The 20929-nt window shown below is 74.2% G+C and carries 18 protein-coding genes; 8 read left to right on the top strand and 10 right to left on the bottom strand.

Annotated features, from left to right (window positions below; genetic code table 11):
• Positions 1–8 precede the first annotated feature (8 nt).
• Together B4U46_RS29020 and B4U46_RS29015 are read right to left on the bottom strand one after the other, a co-directional pair.
• On the bottom strand, positions 9–869 hold the full coding sequence (locus B4U46_RS29020) for an HpcH/HpaI aldolase/citrate lyase family protein (RefSeq protein WP_079430601.1): 861 nt from the start codon (positions 867–869) through the stop codon (positions 9–11).
• The gene (locus B4U46_RS29015; protein WP_079430600.1) at positions 869–2065 is read right to left on the bottom strand and encodes a CaiB/BaiF CoA transferase family protein; all 1197 of its coding nucleotides are present in this window, start codon (positions 2063–2065) and stop codon (positions 869–871) included. Before B4U46_RS29015 ends, B4U46_RS29020 begins: the two co-directional genes overlap by 1 nt.
• Before the next feature lie 151 nt (positions 2066–2216).
• On the opposite strand from B4U46_RS29015, the gene B4U46_RS39350 reads away from it, so the two are divergent.
• Positions 2217–3038, top strand: a complete 822-nt coding sequence (locus B4U46_RS39350; protein ID WP_261340947.1) for a TetR/AcrR family transcriptional regulator — start codon at positions 2217–2219, stop codon at positions 3036–3038.
• A gap of 20 nt (positions 3039–3058) precedes the next feature.
• On the opposite strand, the gene ccrA is transcribed toward B4U46_RS39350, so the two are convergent.
• The 4 genes from ccrA to B4U46_RS28990 form a co-directional block, all read right to left on the bottom strand.
• Positions 3059–4381, bottom strand: a complete 1323-nt coding sequence (gene ccrA, locus B4U46_RS29005) for a crotonyl-CoA carboxylase/reductase (protein ID WP_079430599.1) — start codon at positions 4379–4381, stop codon at positions 3059–3061.
• A 101-nt stretch (positions 4382–4482) separates the two neighbouring features.
• Entirely contained in the window at positions 4483–5070 is a 588-nt protein-coding gene (locus B4U46_RS29000; protein WP_079430598.1) for a hydrolase, read from the bottom strand.
• A 114-nt stretch (positions 5071–5184) separates the two neighbouring features.
• A complete protein-coding gene (locus tag B4U46_RS28995; protein ID WP_208949822.1) occupies positions 5185–6600 on the bottom strand; it encodes an MFS transporter in 1416 nt (471 codons plus the stop codon).
• A 19-nt stretch (positions 6601–6619) separates the two neighbouring features.
• Positions 6620–7054 (bottom strand): MarR family winged helix-turn-helix transcriptional regulator, encoded by a 435-nt coding sequence (locus tag B4U46_RS28990; protein ID WP_079430597.1) that lies wholly within the window; start codon positions 7052–7054, stop codon positions 6620–6622.
• A 197-nt stretch (positions 7055–7251) separates the two neighbouring features.
• On the opposite strand from B4U46_RS28990, the gene B4U46_RS28985 reads away from it, so the two are divergent.
• The 5 genes from B4U46_RS28985 (at position 7252) to B4U46_RS28965 (ending at position 12784) form a co-directional block, all read left to right on the top strand.
• The gene (locus B4U46_RS28985; protein WP_079430596.1) at positions 7252–8502 is read left to right on the top strand and encodes a CaiB/BaiF CoA transferase family protein; all 1251 of its coding nucleotides are present in this window, start codon (positions 7252–7254) and stop codon (positions 8500–8502) included.
• Entirely contained in the window at positions 8499–9362 is an 864-nt protein-coding gene (locus tag B4U46_RS28980; RefSeq protein ID WP_079430595.1) for an HpcH/HpaI aldolase/citrate lyase family protein, read from the top strand. The genes B4U46_RS28985 and B4U46_RS28980 overlap by 4 nt, the downstream gene beginning before the upstream one ends.
• 56 nt (positions 9363–9418) lie before the next feature.
• A complete protein-coding gene (locus B4U46_RS28975) occupies positions 9419–10288 on the top strand; it encodes a cyclase family protein (protein ID WP_079430594.1) in 870 nt (289 codons plus the stop codon).
• Positions 10285–11715 carry an MmgE/PrpD family protein gene (locus tag B4U46_RS28970; protein ID WP_079430593.1) on the top strand — a complete coding sequence of 477 codons (1431 nt, stop codon included), beginning with the start codon at positions 10285–10287 and terminating at the stop codon, positions 11713–11715. Before B4U46_RS28975 ends, B4U46_RS28970 begins: the two co-directional genes overlap by 4 nt.
• Positions 11716–11785: 70 nt before the next feature.
• Positions 11786–12784, top strand: coding sequence for a hypothetical protein (locus B4U46_RS28965; protein ID WP_079430592.1), 999 nt, complete (start codon positions 11786–11788; stop codon positions 12782–12784).
• A gap of 87 nt (positions 12785–12871) precedes the next feature.
• Here B4U46_RS28965 and ligD read toward each other — a convergent pair whose 3' ends face one another.
• On the bottom strand, positions 12872–13903 hold the full coding sequence (gene ligD, locus B4U46_RS28960) for a non-homologous end-joining DNA ligase (RefSeq protein ID WP_185117151.1): 1032 nt from the start codon (positions 13901–13903) through the stop codon (positions 12872–12874).
• Positions 13904–13978: 75 nt separating this feature from the next.
• Here ligD and B4U46_RS28955 point away from each other — a divergent pair, with 75 nt between their 5' ends.
• On the top strand, positions 13979–15046 hold the full coding sequence (locus B4U46_RS28955; protein WP_079430591.1) for an ATP-dependent DNA ligase: 1068 nt from the start codon (positions 13979–13981) through the stop codon (positions 15044–15046).
• Here the strand turns inward: B4U46_RS28955 and B4U46_RS28950 are convergent.
• Positions 15010–16566 (bottom strand): NAD(P)/FAD-dependent oxidoreductase, encoded by a 1557-nt coding sequence (locus B4U46_RS28950; RefSeq protein ID WP_079430590.1) that lies wholly within the window; start codon positions 16564–16566, stop codon positions 15010–15012. The genes B4U46_RS28955 and B4U46_RS28950 overlap by 37 nt on opposite strands.
• Before the next feature lie 185 nt (positions 16567–16751).
• On the opposite strand from B4U46_RS28950, the gene B4U46_RS28945 reads away from it, so the two are divergent.
• On the top strand, positions 16752–17249 hold the full coding sequence (locus B4U46_RS28945; RefSeq protein ID WP_261340946.1) for a nucleotide triphosphate diphosphatase NUDT15: 498 nt from the start codon (positions 16752–16754) through the stop codon (positions 17247–17249).
• Here the strand turns inward: B4U46_RS28945 and B4U46_RS28940 are convergent.
• Positions 17246–19219 (bottom strand): MDR family MFS transporter, encoded by a 1974-nt coding sequence (locus B4U46_RS28940; RefSeq protein ID WP_107438457.1) that lies wholly within the window; start codon positions 19217–19219, stop codon positions 17246–17248. The two genes, B4U46_RS28945 and B4U46_RS28940, sit on opposite strands and share 4 nt — an antisense overlap.
• A gap of 173 nt (positions 19220–19392) precedes the next feature.
• Complete coding sequence (locus B4U46_RS28935) at positions 19393–20751, bottom strand: 6-phospho-beta-glucosidase (protein ID WP_079430587.1); 1359 nt, start codon at positions 20749–20751, stop codon at positions 19393–19395.
• Positions 20752–20929 lie beyond the last annotated feature (178 nt).

Raw genomic sequence — 20929 nt, 5'->3', positions numbered from 1 at the left:
TCGTCCCGTCAGGCCGTCGGACCCGGGTGGCGGGCGGCGCCCAGGGCCGCGCGGGCCTGGCGCAGGGCCGCCGCGTCGATGAGGTTGCCGGCCTCGTCCAGCCACGCGCCCGAGCCGTTCGCCTCAGCCCGCTCCACCCTCTCCACCAGGCGGCGCGCGGCCTCCAGTTCCCGGGCCGGAGCGGTAAACGCGGCGTTGACGACGGGGACCTGGGCGGGGTGGACCACCGAGCGGCCGAAGAAGCCGCGTTCCCGGCCGCGCGCGCAGTCCGCCGCGAGGCCGTCGAGGTCCCGTACGGCGGGGAAGACGCTCAGGGGCGGCCGGGGCAGCCCGGCCGCGGCGGCGGCGAGCAGGACACGATGGGCGGCCGCGTCGAGGACGTCGCGGTGGCCGGTGCCCAGCTCGGCCGCGAGGTCGGCTTCGCCGAAGGCGAGGCCGGACACCTGGGCGTGGCCGGTGGCCAGCGCGTACGCGTGCTCGATGCCCAGCGCCGTCTCCAGGAGCGGTACGAGCCGCACGCCCGGCAGGAGCCGGGCGGCCTCGGCGAGCTGGGCGGGGTGCTCGCACTTGGGGATGCGCACCCCCGAGACCCGGGTGCCGCGCAGGGCGGCCAGGTCCTCCTCGCCGCCGTCGCCCAGGGCGTTGACGCGCACGAAGACCGCCCGGCCGTGGCCGGAGCCCAGGAAGCCGACGGCGGCCCCGCGGGCGGCCGCCTTGCGGGCGGGGGCCACCGCGTCCTCCAGGTCGATGACCACGGCATCGGCTCCGGAGGCGACGGCCTTGCCGAAACGCTCGGGGCGGTCGCCGGGCACGTAGAGCCAGGTGCGGACCACCGGGCTCGGGCGGGTGCCGGCGAAGGACGGCGGCATCAGATGACCCCTTCCCGGCGCAGCTGCGCGCGGCGCCGGGCGTCGATGCCCAGCCCTGCGAAGACCTCGTCGTTGTCCGCGCCCAGCGGCCTGCCCGCCCAGCGGACCCGTCCCGGGGTGTCGGACAGGCGGGCGGGCACGCCCTGCATGGCCAGGGGGCCGAGTGCGGCGTCGTCGACGTGGACGACCGTGCCGAGGGCGGCGAACTGCGGGTCGGCGACGATGTCGGCGGCTGTGTAGACGGGTGCGACCGCCGCCCGGGCCTCCTCGAAGGCCGCGATGACCTCGTCCGCGTCGCGCGCCGCGATCCAGTCGCCGACGACGGCGTCCAGTTCCTCCACGTGCTCGGCGCGCCCCGACCCGGTGGCGAACCAGGGCTCCTCGATCAGGTGGGGGCTGCCCACCAGCCTCATCACGCGCTCGGCGATGGACTGGGCGCTGGTGGAGACGGCGAGCCAGCGTCCGTCGCGGCACCGGTAGATGTTGCGCGGGGCGTTGTGGGGAGAGCGGTTGCCCGAGCGCCCCTGGACCGTGCCGAGTTGCTGGTAGGCGGAGATCTGCGGGCCGAGCAGGTGCAGGATCGGTTCGATGAGGGCCGTGTCCACGACCTGGCCGCGGCCGGTGCTGCCGCGCGCGTGCAGGGCGACCATCGTGGCGTAGGCCGACATGACCGCGGCCGCGCCGTCGGCGAGGCCGAAGGGGGGCAGCGTCGGGGGCCCGTCCGGTGCGCCCGTGCAGTGGGCGAAGCCGCTCATCGCCTCGGCGAGCGTGCCGAAGCCCGCGCGGTTCCTCATGGGGCCGACCCGCCCGAAGCCGCTGACGCGGAGCATCACCAGGCCGGGGTTGAGCTCGCTGAGCCGCCGGTATCCCAGGCCCCACCGTTCGAAGGTGCCCGGCCGGAAGTTCTCCACGAGCACGTCCGCGTCGCGCACCAGCTCCCGGCAGATCTCCTGGCCCTCGCTGCGGCTCAGGTCGAGCGTGACCGTGCGCTTGTTGCGGCCGACCAGCTTCCACCACAGGCTCTCACCGTGGACCTGCGCGCCGTGGCGGCGGGCGGGGTCGCCGGCCGGGTGTTCGATCTTGATGACGTCCGCCCCGAAGTCCCCGAGGAGCGTCGCCGCACCGGGCCCCGCGAACAGGGTGGCGGCGTCGAGCACCCGTACGCCGGCTAAGGGGAGTCGTGTCGTCGTGTCCACTGCACATCACCGTCGCTTCCCACGGGCACGCCTGGCCTGCCCGAACCATTACCGTAAGGCTTACGGTAATGCTCACCGTAGAATGGTGCGGGACGGCCCGCAAGGGCGCGCCCGGCCACGGCCGGACAGGGATGACGGCGGAGGGAGCACCATGGCGAAGCCTTCGGAGCGGGCGGTGCCCGGCGGGGCCGGAAGACGGCCGCGGGGCTCGCTGTCCCGGCCGCAGATCGTCGCCGCGGCGCTGGACGTGGCCCGCACCGAGGGCCTGGCGGCGGTCAGCATGCCGCGGCTCGCCCAGGAGCTGGGGTGCGGGGCGATGTCGCTCTACGGCCACGTGGACAGCAAGGAGCACCTGCTCGAACTGCTCGCCGGGGCCGTGCTGGAGGACTTCCCCCTGGAGCGCGGGGACGACGCGCCTTGGCGGCCGGCGCTGGCGGACTTCGCCGCGTCCCTGCGCCGCAGGATGCTCGAACACCGGGCCCTGGCCGAGCTCCTGATCACCCGTCGGATGTGGAGCGCGGGCCTGGCGGAGGTCTTCGAGTGGCTGCTGGGGAGGATGACGGAGGGCGGCTGGCCGCTGCGCGACGGCGTCCGGGCGTACCACTCGGTACAGACCTACACCCTCGGCTTCGTGCTGTACGAGATCGGCCGGACCACGCCGGAGGGCCAGGAGGACCACCGGGCCTGGTGGCGGCACACCCTCGCGGACCTGCCGCCGGCGTCGTTCCCCCGGCTGCACGCCGCCGCCGGGTACGCGCCGGAGGGGGCGCAGGACGAGCAGTTCACCTGGGGTCTGGAGCGGCTGCTGGACGGTCTGGCGGCGGAGCTCGCGCACGGCGGCGACCGCACCGGCGATGTGGCCGGGGGTACGGCCGGTGCGGGCAGTGCGGGCGGTGCGGGCAGTGCGGGCGGTGCGGGCGGGGACGCGCAACGGCGGCGGACCGGGGCGATCAGCCCGGGTCCGCCGCCGTAGCCCCGTACGGGGGCGCGGGGTCAGCTCTGGAAGAGCCGGAACCGCTCCTCGCCCACGCGGGCGCGCGCCTGCGCGTCGGTCACGCCGAGGCCGGCCCTGGGGGCGAGGCCGAGCACACCGACCTTGCCGAGGTGCTCGTTCACCTGCACGCTGCGCGCCGCCTCGCCGGCGTCGTCCAGCGCGTAGGTGGCGGACAGGGCCGGAAGGACCTTGCCCATCCCGATGAGCCGGTTGGTCTCCCACTGCTCGTCCAGGTTGGCGCCGTGGCTGCCGATGATGTTCTTCAGCTTCATCCACAGGTAGCGGTTGTCGTACTGGTGGTCGTAGCCGGTGCTGGACCCGCAGGTGACGACGGTGCCGCCGCGGCGCGCCAGGAAGACCGAGGCGGCGAAGGTCGCCTTGCCGACGTGCTCGAAGACGATGTGCGGGTCCTCGCCGACCGCGTCGCGGATCGCCTTGCCCAGCTTCTTCCACCCCTCGGGCCGCTGGAGCATGGTGCGGTCGCCCTGTTCGATCGCGGAGCGGTCGATGACCGCCTCGCAGCCGAGCTTGCGCAGCACCTCCGCCTTCTCCGCGGAGCTGACGACACCGACGGGGATGCCGCCGCCGTTGCGCACCAACTGCACGGCGTACGCGCCCAGTCCGCCGGTCGCGCCCCAGATCAGGACGACGTCTCCCTGCTTCATGCGGGCGCCGCGGTCGCTGACGAGCATCCGGTACGCGGTGCCCGCGCACAGCGGGTTGGACGCGGCCTCCTCCCAGGTGAGCAGCGCGGGCTTGGGGAGCAGCTGACTGGCCCGTACGACGGTGTACTCCGCCAGGCCTCCGAAGTTGGTCTCGAAGCCCCAGGCGCGCTGGTCCTCGCCGAGCATGCCGTCGCGGTGGGTGGCCGGGTCCTGCTCGTCGACGTAGGCCGTGCCGATGACGACGTGGTCACCCGCGTTCCAGCGGCGCACGGCCGAACCGGTGCGCACCACGACGCCGGAGGCATCGGATCCGAGGATGTGGTAGGGCAGGTCGTGCCGTGCGTCCCAGCCCCCGCGCCGGCCCATCTGCTCCAGGAACCGGAAGGTGGGGACCGGCTCGAAGGTGGCCGACCACACGGTGTTGAAGTTGATGGCGCCGGCCATGACCGCGACCAGCACCTCGTCGGGAGCGAGTTCGGGCATGGGGACTTCCTCGACGTGCATCGACTTGCGGACGTCCTTGTCCGCGACGCCGTCGAACATCCCGGTCTGGTCCTTGTGGATCGTCACGGCCTTCATGTGGCCGGGCAGGGGCAGGCTCAGCAGCTCTTCGCCGCTGCGGCCTTCGATCACGGCGTCTGCGAGGGGCGTACTCATGGGATCTCCATCGGATGTCGTACGGTTCGAAAGGGCCGGGGTGCGGGCCGGGATGCGCGTCGGGGCGTGCGTCCGGGGTGCGGGCGCGCCGCAGCGGCGGCTCAGCGCTGCTGCGCTGCCCCGAGCGCCGCGAGTACGGCGTCGGTCGAGTCGACGCGGGCGATCATGGGGAGAATCCGCGTGGTCGCGAACTCCTGGTGTTCGGCGGAGAACGTGCTGGTCGCGTCCTCCGCGACGATCACGTGGTAGCCGTGTTCGTAGGCGAAGCGGGCGGTCGACTCCACGGCCAGGTTGGTGGCGACGCCGGTGAGGACGAGCTCTTCGACGCCGCGGCGGCGCATCTGGAGGTCCAGTTCGGTGCCGGTGAAGGCGCCCCACTGCCGCTTGGTGATGAGCAGGTCGCCGGGCTGCGCCTCGAGCTCCGGGGAGAGCCGGGAGAACTCGGGCTGCAGGGCGGGGGGGTTGTGCGGCACGTCGGCGCGGGGCTGGAGGGCGGCGCCGCCGTCGGGCCCGTGGGCCACGTTGACCAGGACGACGGGAAGGCCGGCCTTGCGGAAGGCGTGGGCCAGGCGGGCGCTGTTGCCGACGACCTGGGCGGCCGGGTGGGGCTGCAGCGGGAGCCCGAGGATGCCCTGCTGCAGGTCGAGCACGACGAGGGCGGCCTTGGGGCTGAGTTCCACGACGGGCATGGGTGGTTCCTTTCGGAGGCGTGTGAGGCATGGGAGGTGTGGGAGGGGTGCCACGGGGGCGACGAGCAGCACGGAGTGCGTGCGCGTGGAGTGCGGCTGGGCCGGGGAAGCGGTTCAGCCGCGGGCTGCCGCACCGCGCAGGTGGCGCGTGGTGGCGGCGTTGAGGAGGAGTACGAGGCTGATGCCGGTGATCACGGCGGCCAGCAGGTGGAGTCCGGAGTCGCCGGCCTGCCGGCCGAGCGCGATGCCGACCAGGGCCGAGGCGAGGTTGGCCCCGATGTACTGGGAGGTGCGCAGGAGCCCGGAGGCGGTGCCGATCTGCTCGGCCGGCGCGGTGCGGTACATCAGCGTCTGGTTGCCCAGGCTGTTGAACCCGTTGGGCAGGCCCAGCACCGCGGCGATGACGAGGATCTGCCAGATCGGCACGCTCGATCCGAACAGCGCCAGTGCGGCGCTGCCCAGGCACAGGGCGCCGGAGCCGGTGATCAGGACGATGCGCAGGCCGCGGCCGACGAGCCGGGTGGCCCACATGGTGGTGACGATGCCGAGGATGGCGACGGGGAGCATGACCAGGCCCGACTCCGACTCGGACAGGCCGCGTCCCTGCTGGAGCCACTGGGGCAGGGCGTAGGTGATGGAGTAGAAGACCACGTACGTCGCCATACAGCGTACATAGGTCGCGGCGAGCGGTCGGTTGCGGGCGATCATGCGCAGGTCCACGAAGGGCCGGTGGGCGCGCAGTTCACGCCAGATCAGGACGGCGGTCAGGACGACGAACACGGCCAGGGCCCACCACCGCGGGTGGTCGGGCAGCGAGAGCAGGAAGAGCATCAGGCCGCACAGTTCGCCGGTGAACAGGGCCATGCCGGGCAGGTCCAGTTCGCGCAGGGTGACCGAGGCGCGCCGGGCCGGATCGTCGGCGGGCAGCCAGAGCAGGGCCATGACCATGGCGGCCAGGGCGATCGGGACGTTGACCCAGAAGATGGCGCGCCAGTCCACGAGCTGGACGAGCACGCCGCCGAGCGGCGGGCCGAGGGCGACGGCGGCCTGGGAGGCGGCGGAGATGGCGCCGAGGCCGCCGGCCGGTGCGCCGCCCGCGGCCGGACCGGAGTCCGCCCGCAGGCGGATCATCGACATGCCGGCCGGGTACGCGGCCGAGGTTCCGATGCCCAGGACCACGCGTGCGGCGATCAGCCAGCCGAGGGTGGGGGCGAAGGGGGCCGCGGCGGCCGATCCCAGCACGAGCAACAGGCCGATGCCGAAGATCCGGCGGGGGCCGAAGGCGTCGGCCAGGCGGCCCATCGTGGGCTGGGCGACCGCGGTCGCCAGGTAGAGGCCGGAGACCAGCCAGACGACCGCGGCTCCGGCGTCGTAGGCCTTCTGGATGGAGAGCAGGGCCACCGCGAGCATCGAGGAGTTCAGGGCGTTGAGCATGGTGCCCAGGACGATCGGGGTGAGGAAGCCGAGCGGCAGGCGGGCGGGCTTGGGGGGAACCGGTTCTCTCGCGGTCCGCGCGGTGGGTAATGCCACGGTTCCCCCTCGGGGATGTCTAGGTCTCGGACAACAGGTCGAGCAGCTTGTTCGCGGCGCGCAGGAGGTCCCGCTCGACCGGCGTGAGGCGGGTGCCGATGGCCTGCGCGAGCCATGCGTCGCGCGAGTGCCGGTCGGCCTCCACCAGATGGCGGCCCGCTTCGGTGATCTCCATCAGGACCTGGCGGCCGTCACGGTCGTGGGGCCGGCGGGTGATCAGGCCTCGCTCCTCCAGGGCGGAGAGCTGGCGGGTGAGCGACTGCGGCTGGACGCCCTCGTGCGCGGCCAGTTCTTTGGGGCTGAGCGCGCCGATGCGGTCCAGCCTGCTCAGCACCGAGGCGCTGGTGAGCCCGAGGCCGTGCGCGGGCCGTTCCTGACGCATCCGCCGGCTGAGCGCGGACACGCTGTCGCGGGTCTGCCGGGCCAGGTCGATCGTGTCTTGATTGTCATCCACGAACGAAGCCTAGCTTATAAGCATGGCTTGGCATTTCGTCAACCCGGTCCGTCAGAACGCCGGATTTCCGACCTCGTTCCCGACCCCTCCGCCCCGCCTAACGCCCCATTAATTAACAAGAAAAGGCAAAGTGTGGCCGAAAAAGGGACACAGTCTCCCCGTGTGACGCTGCTCGCATTTACTTCGCTGTACTGAGCATGTTGTCTGGAGAGCATGATCAACCGATCCGGCTCCGATCCCCATCAACACCCAGAGCCCTCCGCCTTCCCACCCCCCTCGCCGGCCTGAAGGTCATCGACACCGCCACCCTCTTCGCCGGCCCCTATGCCGCCACCCTGCTCGGGGACTACGGCGCGGACGTCGTCAAGGTCGAGCACCCCGACGGCGACCCGGCCCGCCGCTACGGCGCACAGGCCGACGGCGTGCCCGTGTGGTGGAAGGTCGTGGCGCGCAACAAACGCTCCGTCACCCTCGACCTGCACACCGAGGAGGGCCAGCGGATCTTCCGCCGCCTGGCGGCCGGTGCCGACCTCGTCGTGGAGAACTTCCGCCCCGGCACGCTGGAGCGCTGGGGCCTGGACTACGCCGCTCTCAGCGCGGACAACCCCCGCCTGGTGCTCCTGCGCATGACCGGGTTCGGCCAGAACGGCCCCTACGCCCACCGGCCGGGCTTCGGCACGGTCGGGGAGGCCATGAGCGGGCTCGCCCACCTCACCGGCACCCCCGACGGGCCGCCCACCCTGCCCTCCTTCCCCCTCGCCGACGCGGTCGCCGGACTCACCGCGGCCTTCGCCGCGCTGACCGCACTGCGCGCCCGCGAGCTGACCGGGCGCGGACAGGTCGTCGACCTCTCCATCGTCGAGTCGATGCTCGGCGTCCTCGCGGGGCCCCTCGCCACCTACGACCTGACCGGCGTCATGCCCACCCGGCAGGGCAACCGCTCCCCCAACAACGCCCCGCGCAACGTCTACCGCACCAAGGACGGCCACTGGGTGGCCGTCGCCGCCACGACCGTCTCCATCGCCGAGCGCGTGGTCCGCCTGGTCGGCCGCCCCGAACTGGCCGAAGAACCCTGGTTCGGCACCGGATCCGGCCGCGCGCGGCACGCCGGCGAACTCGACGCCGCCGTCGGCGGCTGGATCGCCGAGCGCACCCGCGACGAGGTCGTGGACGCCTTCGAGCAGGCCCAGGCCGCCATCGGCGCGGTCTACGACTTCGCCGACGTCCTCCAGGACCCGCACCTCGCCGCACGCGGCTCCGTCATCTCCGTGCCCGACCCGGAACTGGACACGATCCGCATGCCCGGCCCCGCCTTCAGGCTTTCGGACACGCCGGGGTCCGTGCGCTCGGCCGGTCCGCGCCTGGGCGAGCACACCGCCGAGATCCTCGGCGAACTCGGCATCGGGCACGCGGAGTTAACCGCGCTCGCAGAAAGGGAGGTCGTATGACCGCCACCGTGCACCGCAGCTACCTCTACGTTCCCGCCCACAAGGGGCGCATGGTGGAGAAGGCGTACGCGAGCGAGGCCGACGCCGTCGTCCTCGACCTGGAGGACGCCGTACCGCCCGACAGCAAGGAGAGCGCCCGCCGGGCCGCCGCCGAGATCCTTTCCGCCGCCCCGCCCAAGCCCACGTACGTACGCGTCAACTCCGTCGCCGGCGGCCTGGCCCGCGACGACGTACGGGCCGTCGCCGGCCCCGGCCTCGCGGCCGTCCGGCTGCCCAAGGTCGAGCACCCGCAGCAGATCCGCGAGGCCGCCCGGTGGCTGGAGGAGGCCGGGTGCGACGCGGGCGTGCAGATCCTCGTCGAATCCGCACGCGGCGTCGAAGCCCTGGGCGAGCTCGCCCATGCCACGCCCCGGCTGGAACGCATCGGCCTCGGCGAGAACGACCTGCGCGCCGACCTGCGCACCGACTTCGACGGACCCACCATGGACGCCGCCCGGGTGCGCTGCGTGTTCGTCTCCCGCGCCGCCGGGCTCGTCAGCCCGGCCATGAGCGTCTACCCGCGGCTGGACGACCCGGAAGGGCTGCGCCGCTCCTGCCTGGACGGCCGCGGCATGGGCTACCTCGGACGTTTCGCCGTCCACCCCGGCCAGCTTCCGGTCATCAACGAGGTCTTCACCCCCTCCCCCGAGGAGGTCGCCGACGCCCGCGCCGTGCTGGCGGCCGCCGCCTCCCGGCCGGACTCGGGATCGTCCGTGTTCGTGACCGACGACGGCCGCACCGTCGCGCCGCCCTTGGTGGCGCAGGCCCGCGCCGTCCTGACGATGGCCGGCGCGATCTCGGCCGGCGCCCCCGCCTCGTGAACCCGGCGCTCCCCACCTCCCGCGACGTGGCCCAGCCCGCCCGTGAAAGGCAACCCATGACCGACGCCCCCTCGCTCCCCGCCACCGCCGCCGATCCCCTCCTGACGGCCATCGCCGCCGGGACGATCGTCCACGATCTCGCCCAGCCCCTGGAGAACGGCATGCCGTGCTCCCCCAACCACCCGGGCTTCCGCATGGCGCTGCTGCGCCGCCACGGCGACGGGCTGCGGCCGGACGGGAGCTCGGCCGCCAACGAGCTCATCGTCACCGGCGGGCACGTCGGCACGCACATCGACGCGCTGTCCCACGCCTCCCACCACGGACGGCTCTTCGGCGGCCACGACGCCGCCGCGGCCCAGCAGGGAGGACGCTTCTCCGTCCACGGCATCGACACCGTGCCGCCCATGGTGTGCCGCGGCGTCCTCCTGGACGTCGCCGCCGCCCACGGCACGGAAATCCTCGCGGCCGGCTACGGCATCACCGCCGACGACCTGGCCCACGCCGCCGCCCGCGCGGGCGTCCTGCCCGCCGAGCAGGACGTGTGCCTCGTCCGCACCGGCTGGGCGCGGCGGTGGAGCGACGCCGAGGCGTACATCGGCCGGGAGACCGGCGTACCCGGCCTCACCGAGTCCGCCGCGGCCTGGCTCGCCGACCGCGGCGTGCGCGCCATCGGCGCCGACACCACCGCCGTCGAACAGATCCCCGCGGGCCAGGGGCACGCGGTGCTCCCGGTCCACCGCACGCTGCTCGTGGACCGGGGAGTCCACCTCATCGAGCACATGAACCTGGAGACGCTGGCCGCCGCCGGAGCGGCCGAGTTCCTGTTCGTCCTCAGCCCGCTGAAGATCACCGGCGGCACGGGGTCCCCGGTCCGGCCGCTCGCCGTCCTCACCGCCCCCACGGCCGCCCCGCAGGAGTCACGATGACGAGGTCACAGCCCGGCCCCGCCCCCCTGGTCCACCGCCTCGCCGCCTTCGCCGCCGAGGCCCGCGACCGCGGCCTGCCCGGGCGGCTGCGCGCCGAGGCCGCCGAGCGGATCCTCGACTGCCTGGGCAACAGCCTCCTCGCCCAGGGCGAACCCGCCCCCCGGGCCGTACTGGCCGTCGCCCGCGAGTGGGGCGGTACCGGCCCGGCGCACGTCATCGGATCGCACCAGGCGCTGGCCGTACCGGCGGCGGCCCTGGTCAACGGAACCCTGGCGCACGCCATGGACTTCGACGACTCCCACATGCTGTCGGTCCTGCACCCCAGCGCCTCCGTGATCCCGGCCGCCCTCGCCGTCGCCGAGGCCACCGGCGCCGGCGGGCCGCAGCTGCTCGACGCCGTCACGGTCGGGACCGAGGTCTGCATCCGGCTCGGCATCGCCGGTTACGACCCGGACCTCGGCAACTCGCTGTTCTTCGAACGCGGCCAGCACGCCACCTCCATCTGCGGCACCCTCGGCGCGGCCGTCGCGGCCGCCCTGCTCCTCGGTGCGGACGAGGACACCATCGCCGCCGCCCTGGGGATCGCCGCGAGCACCGGCGCCGGCCTGCTGGAGGCCAACCGCACCGGCGGCACCGTCAAGCGGATGCACTGCGGCTGGGCGGCGCATGCCGGAGTGGCGGCCGCCCAGCTGGCCCGGGCCGGCATCACCGGGCCGCCCACGGTCCTGGAAGGGCGGTTCGGGTTCTTCCAGGCCTGGTGCGGCGACCGGGCCCGTCCCGAGGCGGTCCTCGACGGCCTGGGGGAACGCTGGGAGACCAGCGAGATCATCGTCAAGCCGTACCCGTGCAACCACTTCACGCACCCCGGTATCGACGCCGCACTGCGCCTGAGGGACCAAGGAGTGCGCGCCGAGGACGTCGTCCACGGCGAGCTGCGCGTCCCCACCGCCATGCACCGCACGATCGGCGAGCCCGCGACCGCCAAGGCCGCCCCGGCCACCGGCTACGCGGCGGCCTTCTCCGGCCCCTTCACCGTGGCGACCGCCCTCCTCGGCGGCGGAGGCCTCGGCGTCTGGTTCGAGGACTTCACCGACGCCGCCGCCCACGACCCCGCCCGGCGCGCCCTCGCCGCCCTCATCCGCTGCGTGCCCGACCCCGGCCTCGACCCGCTGTTCCCCACCCGGCTCCCGGCCGTGCTGCGCGTGACCACGCGGGACGGCCGGACGCACGAGATCCGCGTCGACACCAGCAAGGGCGGCCCGGACGTGCCGCTCACCACCGGAGAGCGGGAGCACAAGTTCCGGCTGTCGGCCGGCACCGCCCTCCCGCCCGAACGCGTCGACGCCGTACTGCGGGCCGTGCGCGCCCTGCCCGAGGGCGGCAACGCCACCGACCTCCTCGCCCTGTGCTCCTCGCCCGCCGCCTGACCGGCCGTCACGGCCCCGGCCCGGCGCACGGCCACCACCCCACACGACACCCGGAAGGGATCGCCTCACCATGTCAGTCACCAGCCCGAACCGTTTCCGCATCCGGCTGAGCCGCCTCGTCGTGGGCGGCACGGCCGCCCTGTGCGCCACCGTCCTCGCCGCCGGAACCGCCCTCGCCGCGCCCGTCGTCCGGACCGCCGCCTCCCTGCCCGGCTTCGGGCTGTATCCGGAGAGCCTCACCCAGGACCCCTCGACCGGCGACGTGTTCGTCTCCGCCTACGGCGACGGATCCGTCCTGCGGCTGCCGGCCGGCGGGACGCAGGCGTCGGTCTTCCTTCCGTCCGGCACGGACGGCAGAGCCCACGCCGCCGGAGTCAAGGCCGACGGATCCGGCCGGCTGTGGGTCTCGGGCGGCACGGACCGGTCGGTCACCGTGTACGACGACACCACCGGCATCCGCGTGGCCCGGTTCCACATCCCCTTCGCCTCCGGCGGCGTGAACGACCTCGCCTTCGGCCCCGACGGCACCGCCTACCTCACGGACTCCTTCAACCCCGCCGTCTACCGGGTCACCCCGCAGCAGCTGACGCAGGCCCGGACGCAGGGCACCGACACCGCGCTCGACACCTGGCGCGACCTCACCGGCACGCCCGCCGACTACACGCAGCACTCCGGCCTCAACCTCAACGGCATCGCGTACGTCGACGGCGGCGCCCTGCTGACCGCCAACACCACCACCGGCGCCCTGTACCGCATCGCCACCGACACCGGCGCCGTCACCACGGTCCCCGGCGTCTCCCTGCCCAACGCCGACGGCCTCTCCTACCGGGACGGCAAGCTCTGGGTGGCCCTCAACCGCACGAACACCCTGGTGCGCCTGGCCGTTTCGCCCGCCGCGCAGTCCGTCACCCAGGAGGCCGTCTTCAGCAGCTCCGAACTGCAGATCCCGACGTCCGTCCTCCGCTCCGGCCACGGCCTGCTCGTCACCCGCTCCCAGTACGACAAGGGCGGCCCCTTCGGCGCCGGAACCCCCGTCCCCTTCACGATCGCCGAAGTGGACGACTTCTGACCCGCCCCCGCCCCCTAGCCGCCGACCCGCGCACGCCGGCGAGCGAGGGCTTCGAAGTCCCCGTGCGGTGGGCGAACCTACGGTGGTTCAGTCCTGCGGGTCCTGGTGTCTGGCTCGGCTTGGCTGGACGCGTTTGGGTTCGCCCGGCATCTTCGGGTAGTCCGGGGGGTACGGCATGTCGCCCAGGCCGTGGTCGCGTTCGTCGCGGGCCGCGCGTTCCAGGACGGCGTCCAGGCTGAAGGCGTGGTCGTCCATGTCGGCGTGGAGGTCGCCCAGTTCGGCGAAGCGGGCCCGCATCGTCACGATGTCGAAGTCGCGCGGTTCCGCGTCGTCCACCTCCTCCCAGCGCAGGGGCGCCGAGACCGGGGCGTGCGGGCGGGGGCGGACGGAGTACGCCGAGGCGATGGTCCGGTCGCGGGCGGTCTGGTTGTAGTCCACGAAGATCCGCTCGCCGCGCTCCTCCTTCCACCAGGCCGTCGTGACCTTCCCCGGCATCCGCCGCTCCAGCTCCCGGCCCAGGGCGATCGCGCACCGGCGGACGTCCGTGAAGGTCCAGCGCGGCTCGATCGGCACGAAGACGTGCAGCCCGCGTCCGCCCGAGGTCTTGGGCCAGCCGCGCAGGCCCACCTCGTCCAGGAGGGCCCGCAGTTCGTGTGCGGCGGCCACCGCGTGGTGGTAGTCGGTGCCCGGCTGCGGGTCCAGGTCGATGCGCAGTTCGTCCGGCCGGTCGGTGTCCCCGCGGCGCACCGGCCAGGGGTGGAAGGTGAGGCAGCCCAGGTTGGCGGCCCACAGGACGGCGGCCGGCTCGGTGGGGCAGATCTCGTCCGCCGTGCGGCCGCTGGGGAACGCGATGTGGGCGGTCGGGATCCAGTCGGGCAGGTTCTTCGGGGCCCGCTTCTGGAAGAAGGACTCGCCCTCCACCCCCTCCGGGTACCGCTCCAGGGTGGTGGGGCGGTCGCGCAGGGCGCGGGTGATCCCAGGGGCGACGGCCAGGTAGTACTCGGCGACGTCCCTCTTGGTGTACCCGCGCTCCGGGAAGTACACCTTGTCGGGGCTGGACAGGCGTACCGCCCGCCCGCCCGCGTCGAGCTCGATCGCACCACCCGCGCTACCAGCCATGGGCGCCACGGTAGGCGCGCGCGGGCGGCCCCGCACACCGAGCGGGCCCGGACGTACCACCGCAGAATCGGCGGTATGGACCTGCCGGTGATGCCGCCCGTGAAGCCGATGCTCGCCAAGTCCGTGGCGAGGATCCCGCCCGGCATGCAGTACGAGGCCAAATGGGACGGCTTCCGGGCGATCGTGCACCGCGACGGGGACGAGGTGGAGGTCGGCAGTCGTACCGGCAAGAGCCTGAGCCGGTACTTCCCCGAGCTGGTGGCGGCGCTCAAGGAGAACCTGCCGGACCGCTGCGTGGTCGACGGGGAGATCGTGATCGTCCACGGCGGGCGGCTGGACTTCGACCGGCTGACCGAGCGGATCCACCCGGCGGCCTCCCGGGTGAAGCTGCTCGCCGAGACCACCCCGGCCAGCTTCGTCGCCTTCGATCTGCTCGCCCTCGGCGACGAGGCCCTCCTCGACACCCCGCTCGCCGACCGCCGCAGCGCCTTGGTCCACGTCCTCTCCACAGCCCGGCCCCCCGTGCATCTCGCGCCCGCGACCACCGATCCCGCGCTCGCGCGGGAGTGGTTCGAGCGGTTCGAAGGCGCCGGGCTCGACGGGGTCGTCGCGAAACCCCTCGATCTGCCCTACCGGCCCGACGCCCGCCTGATGTTCAAGATCAAGCACGAGCGTACGGCCGACGTCGTCCTCGCGGGCTTCCGTTTCCACAAGAGCGGTCCGATCATCGGATCGCTGCTCCTGGGCCTGTACGACGCCCACGGCGCGCTCCAGCACGTGGGCGTCTGCGCCGCCTTCCCCATGAAGCGCCGCGCCGAGCTCGTCGGGGAACTGGAGCCGTTGCGGATGCCGGACGTCACGGGGCACCCGTGGGCCTCCTGGGCCGAGGAGGCCGCCCACGAGAGCGCCCGGCTGCCCGGCGCGCAGAGCCGCTGGACGGGGAAGAAGGACCTGTCCTGGGTGCCGCTGCGTCCCGAACGGGTCTGCGAGGTGAAGTACGACCACATGGAGGGCGACCGCTTCCGGCACACCGCGCAGTTCGTCCGCTGGCGCCCCGACCGCACCCCGGAGAGCTGCACGTACGAGCAGTTGGAGGAGGTCGTCGGCTACGATCTGGCCGAGGTCCTGGGCGAGGCCGGCTGAGGGGGCACGGCGGCGGCCGCGGTGAGCTCCTCCCACCGCGCGCGGTCCGGTCCCACCGCGTTCGGCGCCCAGTCGGGCCGCCGGGCGAGCCAGATCGCCACCCTGGCCCGGACGGCGGGGTCCGCGTAGGCCCGTCCGGGCGGTTCGGCCAGGTGCCGGACCCTGGCCCGGGCCCGCATCACCTCCGGGTCCTCCAGCGCGCACTCGAACAGCGCGGCCGCCTCCCGCGCCCGCCCGGCGAGGCTCCCCGCACCCCCGCCCCCCGGCACCACGACCCCGGCCCCGGCCCCGGCCCCGGCCGCCAGCCGTGCCCCGACGGCCGCGTCCGCGCCCGCCTGGAAGTCGAACCAGGGCTTCAGCGTGCGCAGCGCCCAGCCGTGGTACCCGGCCGCGAAGCCGGGGGATCCGGGGTCCCGGTGGGCGGTACGGGCCACCCGGTCGGCCGCCCACAGCGCGAGCGAGGTCCCCTGGCCCAGGGTGGGGTTGGTGTGGGTGAGGGCGTCCCCGACGGGGACCATGCCGCTCACCACCGGGCCCCGCGCGTCGGCCAGGGGGCTCCAACGGTTGTCCAGCCCCGCCGTGGCCAGTACCCCCGACAGCGGCTCGGCGCCCAGCCCCAGCCAGGCGGCGCCGGGCGGGAAGGCCCGTGCGGCGGCCTCGAAGACGGCCGGGTCGCGCAGGGCGCCCCGGGTGGGGTCGCCGGTGTGCGCGAACACGGTCACGGCGAAGACCCGGTTGTCGGACGGGAAGACCGCGCAGCCCGCGAAGGCTCCGCCGGTCACCGTCCAGGGGCGGCGCGGCCCCTCGTCCACGCCGTCGGGCAGCCGGTACCAGCGGCAGAAGTAGGCGAGGCCGGTACGGTGCCGCTCGACGGTGCCCGGGCGGCAGCCGGCCGTGGCGAGCAGGGACGCGCAGCCGCCGCGCCGGCCCGCCGCGTCCACCACGAGGTCGCCCCCGTACCCGCCGCCCGGGGTGCTCACCCCGGTGATCCTGGGCTGCCGGCCCCCGGTCGCGGTCAGCCCGGTGACCGGCTCCCCGTAGCGCACCACCGCCCCCGGCTGCGCGCGCAGGGCGGTGGTCAGCGCGCTCTCCAGCACGATGCGGCGGGCCTGGACCAGCACCAGGTCCTCGTCGCCGGGGCGCGCGGGGGGTCTCACGTCGAACCAGTCGAGCTCGTGCCGCTCGCGGGCGCCGAGCCGGAGCATCTCGGCGTACACGTCGGGCAGCTCGGCCCGGAGCACGGCGCGGGCGGCGCCGAGCAGCAGGTGCGGCTGCGCCGCCTGGGGGACGCCCGGACGGTGCCAGCCGAAGAAGTCCCGGTCGAGGAGGTCACGGCCAAGGACGTCCCGGCCGAGGAGGTCACGGCCGAGGACGTCCCCCGCCGGGAGGCCCCGGTCGGGTGCGGCGCCGGGGGCCCGGGTGTCGCGTTCGAAGACCTCGGCCGTGTGCCCCCGCCGGGCCGCCAGGAGGGCCGTCGCGAGCCCCGCGACCCCACCACCGATCACCAGCACATGTGCCATTGCGCGCCCCCTGAGCCGAGGTACATACGACGATCGGACCGCCAGAGCCTGCACGCACGAGCCCTGGCCGAAACTCGCACACCCGTCCGATGGACCGGCCCCGCTCCGGGTTGACGCCCCGTCTCCTCGCGGCGTCGGATGGGACAATGGCCACTCCCGCCGGACGAGGAACAGGACAGCCCCGCGTGACTCCCCAGACCCCCGAAACCGCCGGCGCCCCGCGGGGCGTCCCCCAGCCCCATGCCGTCGTCGGCGTCGGCCTGATCGTGCTCGGCCCCGACGGCCGGGTCCTGCTCGGCCAGGCGCACGACGGGCGCTGGGAACTGCCCGGCGGCAAGGTCGACCCCGGGGAGGGCTTCGAACAGGCCGCCGCGCGCGAGCTCGCCGAGGAGACTTCCCTGCGCACCACCCCGGAGGCCGTCGAAGTGCTGGCCGTCCAGCTCTCCGCGACGGAGACCGCCGTCACCCGGCTGACGGCGGCGGCCCTGACCCGCTCCGCCACGGGCACCCCGGCCGTCACCGAACCGCACAAGATCGCCCAGTGGCGCTGGTTCGCCCCGGAGGAGATCCCCGGAGCGCTCTACGCCCCCTCGGCGGCGGTCCTGCACGCCTGGAACCCCGCCCTCACCTCACTGCCCACGGCCCCCGGCCACGACTACGCCACCCGCGCGACGCAGGGCTAGGCCTGCCGGGGCGCGAAGTTTCCCTCGCGCAGGTCCTCGGCCAGCAGCCGTTTGGCGATGGCGTCCGCCGCCGCCCTCAGCTCCGCGCTGCGCGGACGGCCGCGGTCCCGCTCCAGCTGGTCGCCGAGCCACTGCGCCCACGCGGCGGAGATGACGTCGGCCTCCCGCTGTCCGCCCCGGGTCAGGCTGAAGAATCCGTTCTGCCGGGTCAGGAAGCCCTCCTCCACCATCCGGTCGAAGACCGGCAGCAGCAGCTCCGGCGGCAGCGACCGGCGCGAGGCGATCAGCCCCAGGCCGGCGTGCCCGACCGTGCGGGTGAGCAGGTCCACCTGCATCACGGCCCACGCGCCGGCCATGTCCAGCCGGGTGTCGGAGGCCTCGACGATCTCCCGGGCCTGCTGCGGGCCCATGTTCCGCACCAGCTTGCCCACGGCCAGCTCCAGCAGCTTGGCCGAGTCCCCGGAGGCCGTGGCCGGCGAGGCGAAGCCGTCGCCCATGTCCGTGGACGCGGCGCGGACGGTGTCGCGCAGCCGGACCTGCTTGAGGAACAGCGCGACGACGAAGCCGACGGCCGCCACCGGCACCGTCCACAGGAACACGGTGTGCAGGGCCTGGGTGTACGCGCCGACGATCGGGCCGGACGCCGCCGGGTCGAGCGCGTGCACCCCCTGCGGGCTCTGCGCCGCGGCCGCGAGCCCCGCCGGGTCCCGGCCGGTGGCCCGGGCGGCCCCGGCCACGGCGACCTTCAGTCCAGGGCCCAGGCTGTTGGCGTAGATGGTCCCGAACACGGCGGTCCCGAACGAGCTGCCCAGCGTACGGAAGAAGGTCACGCCCGAGGTGGCCGTGCCGAGGTCTGCGTAGTCCACGGTGTTCTGCACCGCGATGGTGAGCACCTGCATGCACAGGCCGATCCCGGCACCGAGCACGAACATGTACACGGATTCCAGCCCGCCGCCGGTGTCCGCGTCCATCCGCGACAGCAGGTAGAGGCCGGCGCCCATCACCGCGCAGCCCACGATGGGGAAGATCCGGTACCGGCCGGTCCTGCTGGTGACGTTGCCGCTGAAGACGGAGGCGATCAGCAGGCCGATGACCAGCGGCAGGGTCCGTACGCCCGACAGGGTGGCGGAGTCCCCGTCCACGTACTGGAGGTAGGTCGGCAGGAAGGTCATCGCGCCGAGCATGGCGAAGCCGACGACGAAGCTGAGCACCGAGCACACGGTGAAGACGGGGTTGCGGAACAGCCGCATCGGCAGCATCGGTTCGGCGGCCCGGGTCTCGGCCAGGCAGAACAGCGCGAGCGCCAGCACCCCGCCCGCCAGCAGTCCGACGATCACCCCGGAGGTCCAGGGGTACTCGTTGCCGCCCCAGCTGGTGGCCAGGATCAGCGCGCTCGACCCGACCGCGACCAGGGCGATGCCCGGGTAGTCGATCCGTGGCCTGCCCCGGGCCCGTACCGAGGGGATGGTGCGGGCGGCGGCCGCGACCACCAGCACCGCGATGGGCACGTTGACGTAGAAGGCCCAGCGCCAGCTCAGGTGGTCGGTGAACAGCCCGCCGAGCAGCGGGCCGATGACGGTGGCGACGCCGAAGACGGCACCGATCGCGCCCTGGTAGGTGCCGCGCTCGCGCAGCGGCACCACGTCCGCGATCAGCGCCATGGAGGTGACCATCAGGCCGCCGGCGCCGATGCCCTGGACCCCGCGCCACAGGATCAGCAGGGACATGTTCCCGGCGAGCCCGCAGAGGAAGGAGCCGGTGATGAAGACGACCGCGGAGACCTGGAAGACGGCCTTGCGGCCGAAGAGGTCGCCGAACTTGCCGACGAGCACGGTCGCGACGGTCTCCGCCAGCAGGTAGGAGGTCACCACCCAGGCCATGTGGTCCCCGCCGCCGAGGTCCCCCACGATCGTGGGCAGCGCGGTGCCCACGATGGTCTGGTCGAGGGCGGCCAGCAGCACGCCGAGCATGATCGTGCCGAAGACGACGTTGCGCCGCCGCCGGTCGAGCGCGGGCGGCGGCGCGGCCGTGGCGGGGGCAGTGGTCACCCTCGCACTGTCACAGCCGCCCGCCCGCCCCGCATGCCGCAAGCCGCCGTACGGGTGAACCCGTACGGCGGTCCCGCCGGTCCGGTCCGCCGGGCTCAGCGCAGGTGGGCCAGGCCCGGGTGCTGCGCCGCGTACCCCTCCAGCAGCCGCCGGGCCACGGACACGGAGTCCACCAGCGGGTGCAGCGCGAAGGCCTTCACCGCGTCGGCGCGGGAGCCGCTCGCCGCGGCGGCCAGGACCGCCCGCTCGGCCGCCTTCACCGAGGTCACCAGCCCCACCGCGTGCAGGGGCAGCGGGGCCACGGACACCGGGTGGGCCCCGTTCGCGTCGACCAGGCAGGGCACCTCGATCACCGCCTCCGCGTCCAGCACGGACAGGGTCGAGCCGTTGCGGACGTTGAGGATCAGCGCGGCCCGCTCGTCGCGGGCGATGGCCCGCATCAGCGCGAGGGCGACCTTCTCGTAGCCGCCGGACTCCAGGTCGCTCTCCTCGCGCTCGCCGACCCCCGCCACCTCGCGGTTCTCGGACATGTACGTGGCCTCGCGCTCGGCCCGCGTCCGGTCCCAGGCGGCCAGCGCCGCCCCGGCGGGCTGCCCGGGCCGGCCGGCCTCGGCGTAGAACCCGCGCTGCTGGTCGCGCAGGAAGGCCCCGCGGGTCTGCTTGGCCTCCTGGTAGGCCCGTACGGTGTCACGGTTGAAGTAGTAGTAGTGCAGGTACTCATTGGGGATCGCGCCCAGCGAGCGCAGCCACTCCGCCCCGAAGAGGCGCCCCTCCTCGAAGGACTCCAGCGCCTCGGTGTCGTCCAGCAGCCGGGGCAGCTCGTCGCGCCCGCCGACGTGCAGGCCGCGCACCCAGCCCAGGTGGTTGAGGCCGACGTAGTCGATCCAGGCCTCCCCGGGGCGGGCGACGCCCAGCAGCCGGGCGATGCGGCGGCCGAGACCGACCGGCGAGTCGCAGATGCCGATGACCCGGCCGCCCAGCTCCTCGGACATCGCCTCGGTGACCACCCCGGCCGGATTGGTGAAGTTGATGACCCAGGCGTCCGGGGCGCCGCGGGCGATCCTGCGCGCCAGTTCCCGCACCACCGGCACGGTCCGCAGTCCGTACGCGATCCCGCCCGCGCCGACGGTCTCCTGGCCGAGCACTCCCTCGGCCAGGGCGATGCGCTCGTCCGCCGCACGCCCCTCCAGGCCGCCGACGCGGATGGCGGAGAAGACGAAGTCGGCCCCGCGCAGGGCCTCGTCCAGGTCCCGCGTGGCGCTGACCTCCGGGGCGTCGGCCGCTCCCGAGGCGGCGGCCTGGTCCGCGAGCACCCGGGCCATCGCGGCGAGCCGCACGGGGTCCTCGTCGTAGAGGGTCACCCGGGACACCCGCCCCTCGGCGTGGTCGCCGAGCAGTGCTCCGTAGACGAGCGGGACGCGGAATCCGCCCCCGCCGAGGATGGTCAACCGCACGCCCCTACCGTCCTTCCGGCCTTTCGAGGTACCCGTCGCCGCCACGGCCCGGGGCGGGACGCCCCGGACAGCGACACGAATGCCACGATCGGCGACATCCGCTCGATGTCGCCGATCGTGGCATCGGATCCTCGGCGCGCGGCGGCGGCGTACCGGAGCTTCGCCGGATCCCGCCGCC

This window comes from Streptomyces katrae, assembly GCF_002028425.1.
Taxonomy (GTDB): Bacteria; Actinomycetota; Actinomycetes; order Streptomycetales; family Streptomycetaceae; genus Streptomyces; species Streptomyces katrae_A.
Note: the sequence above shows the minus strand (reverse complement) of the source record. Positions and strands in the feature narration are given on the sequence as shown.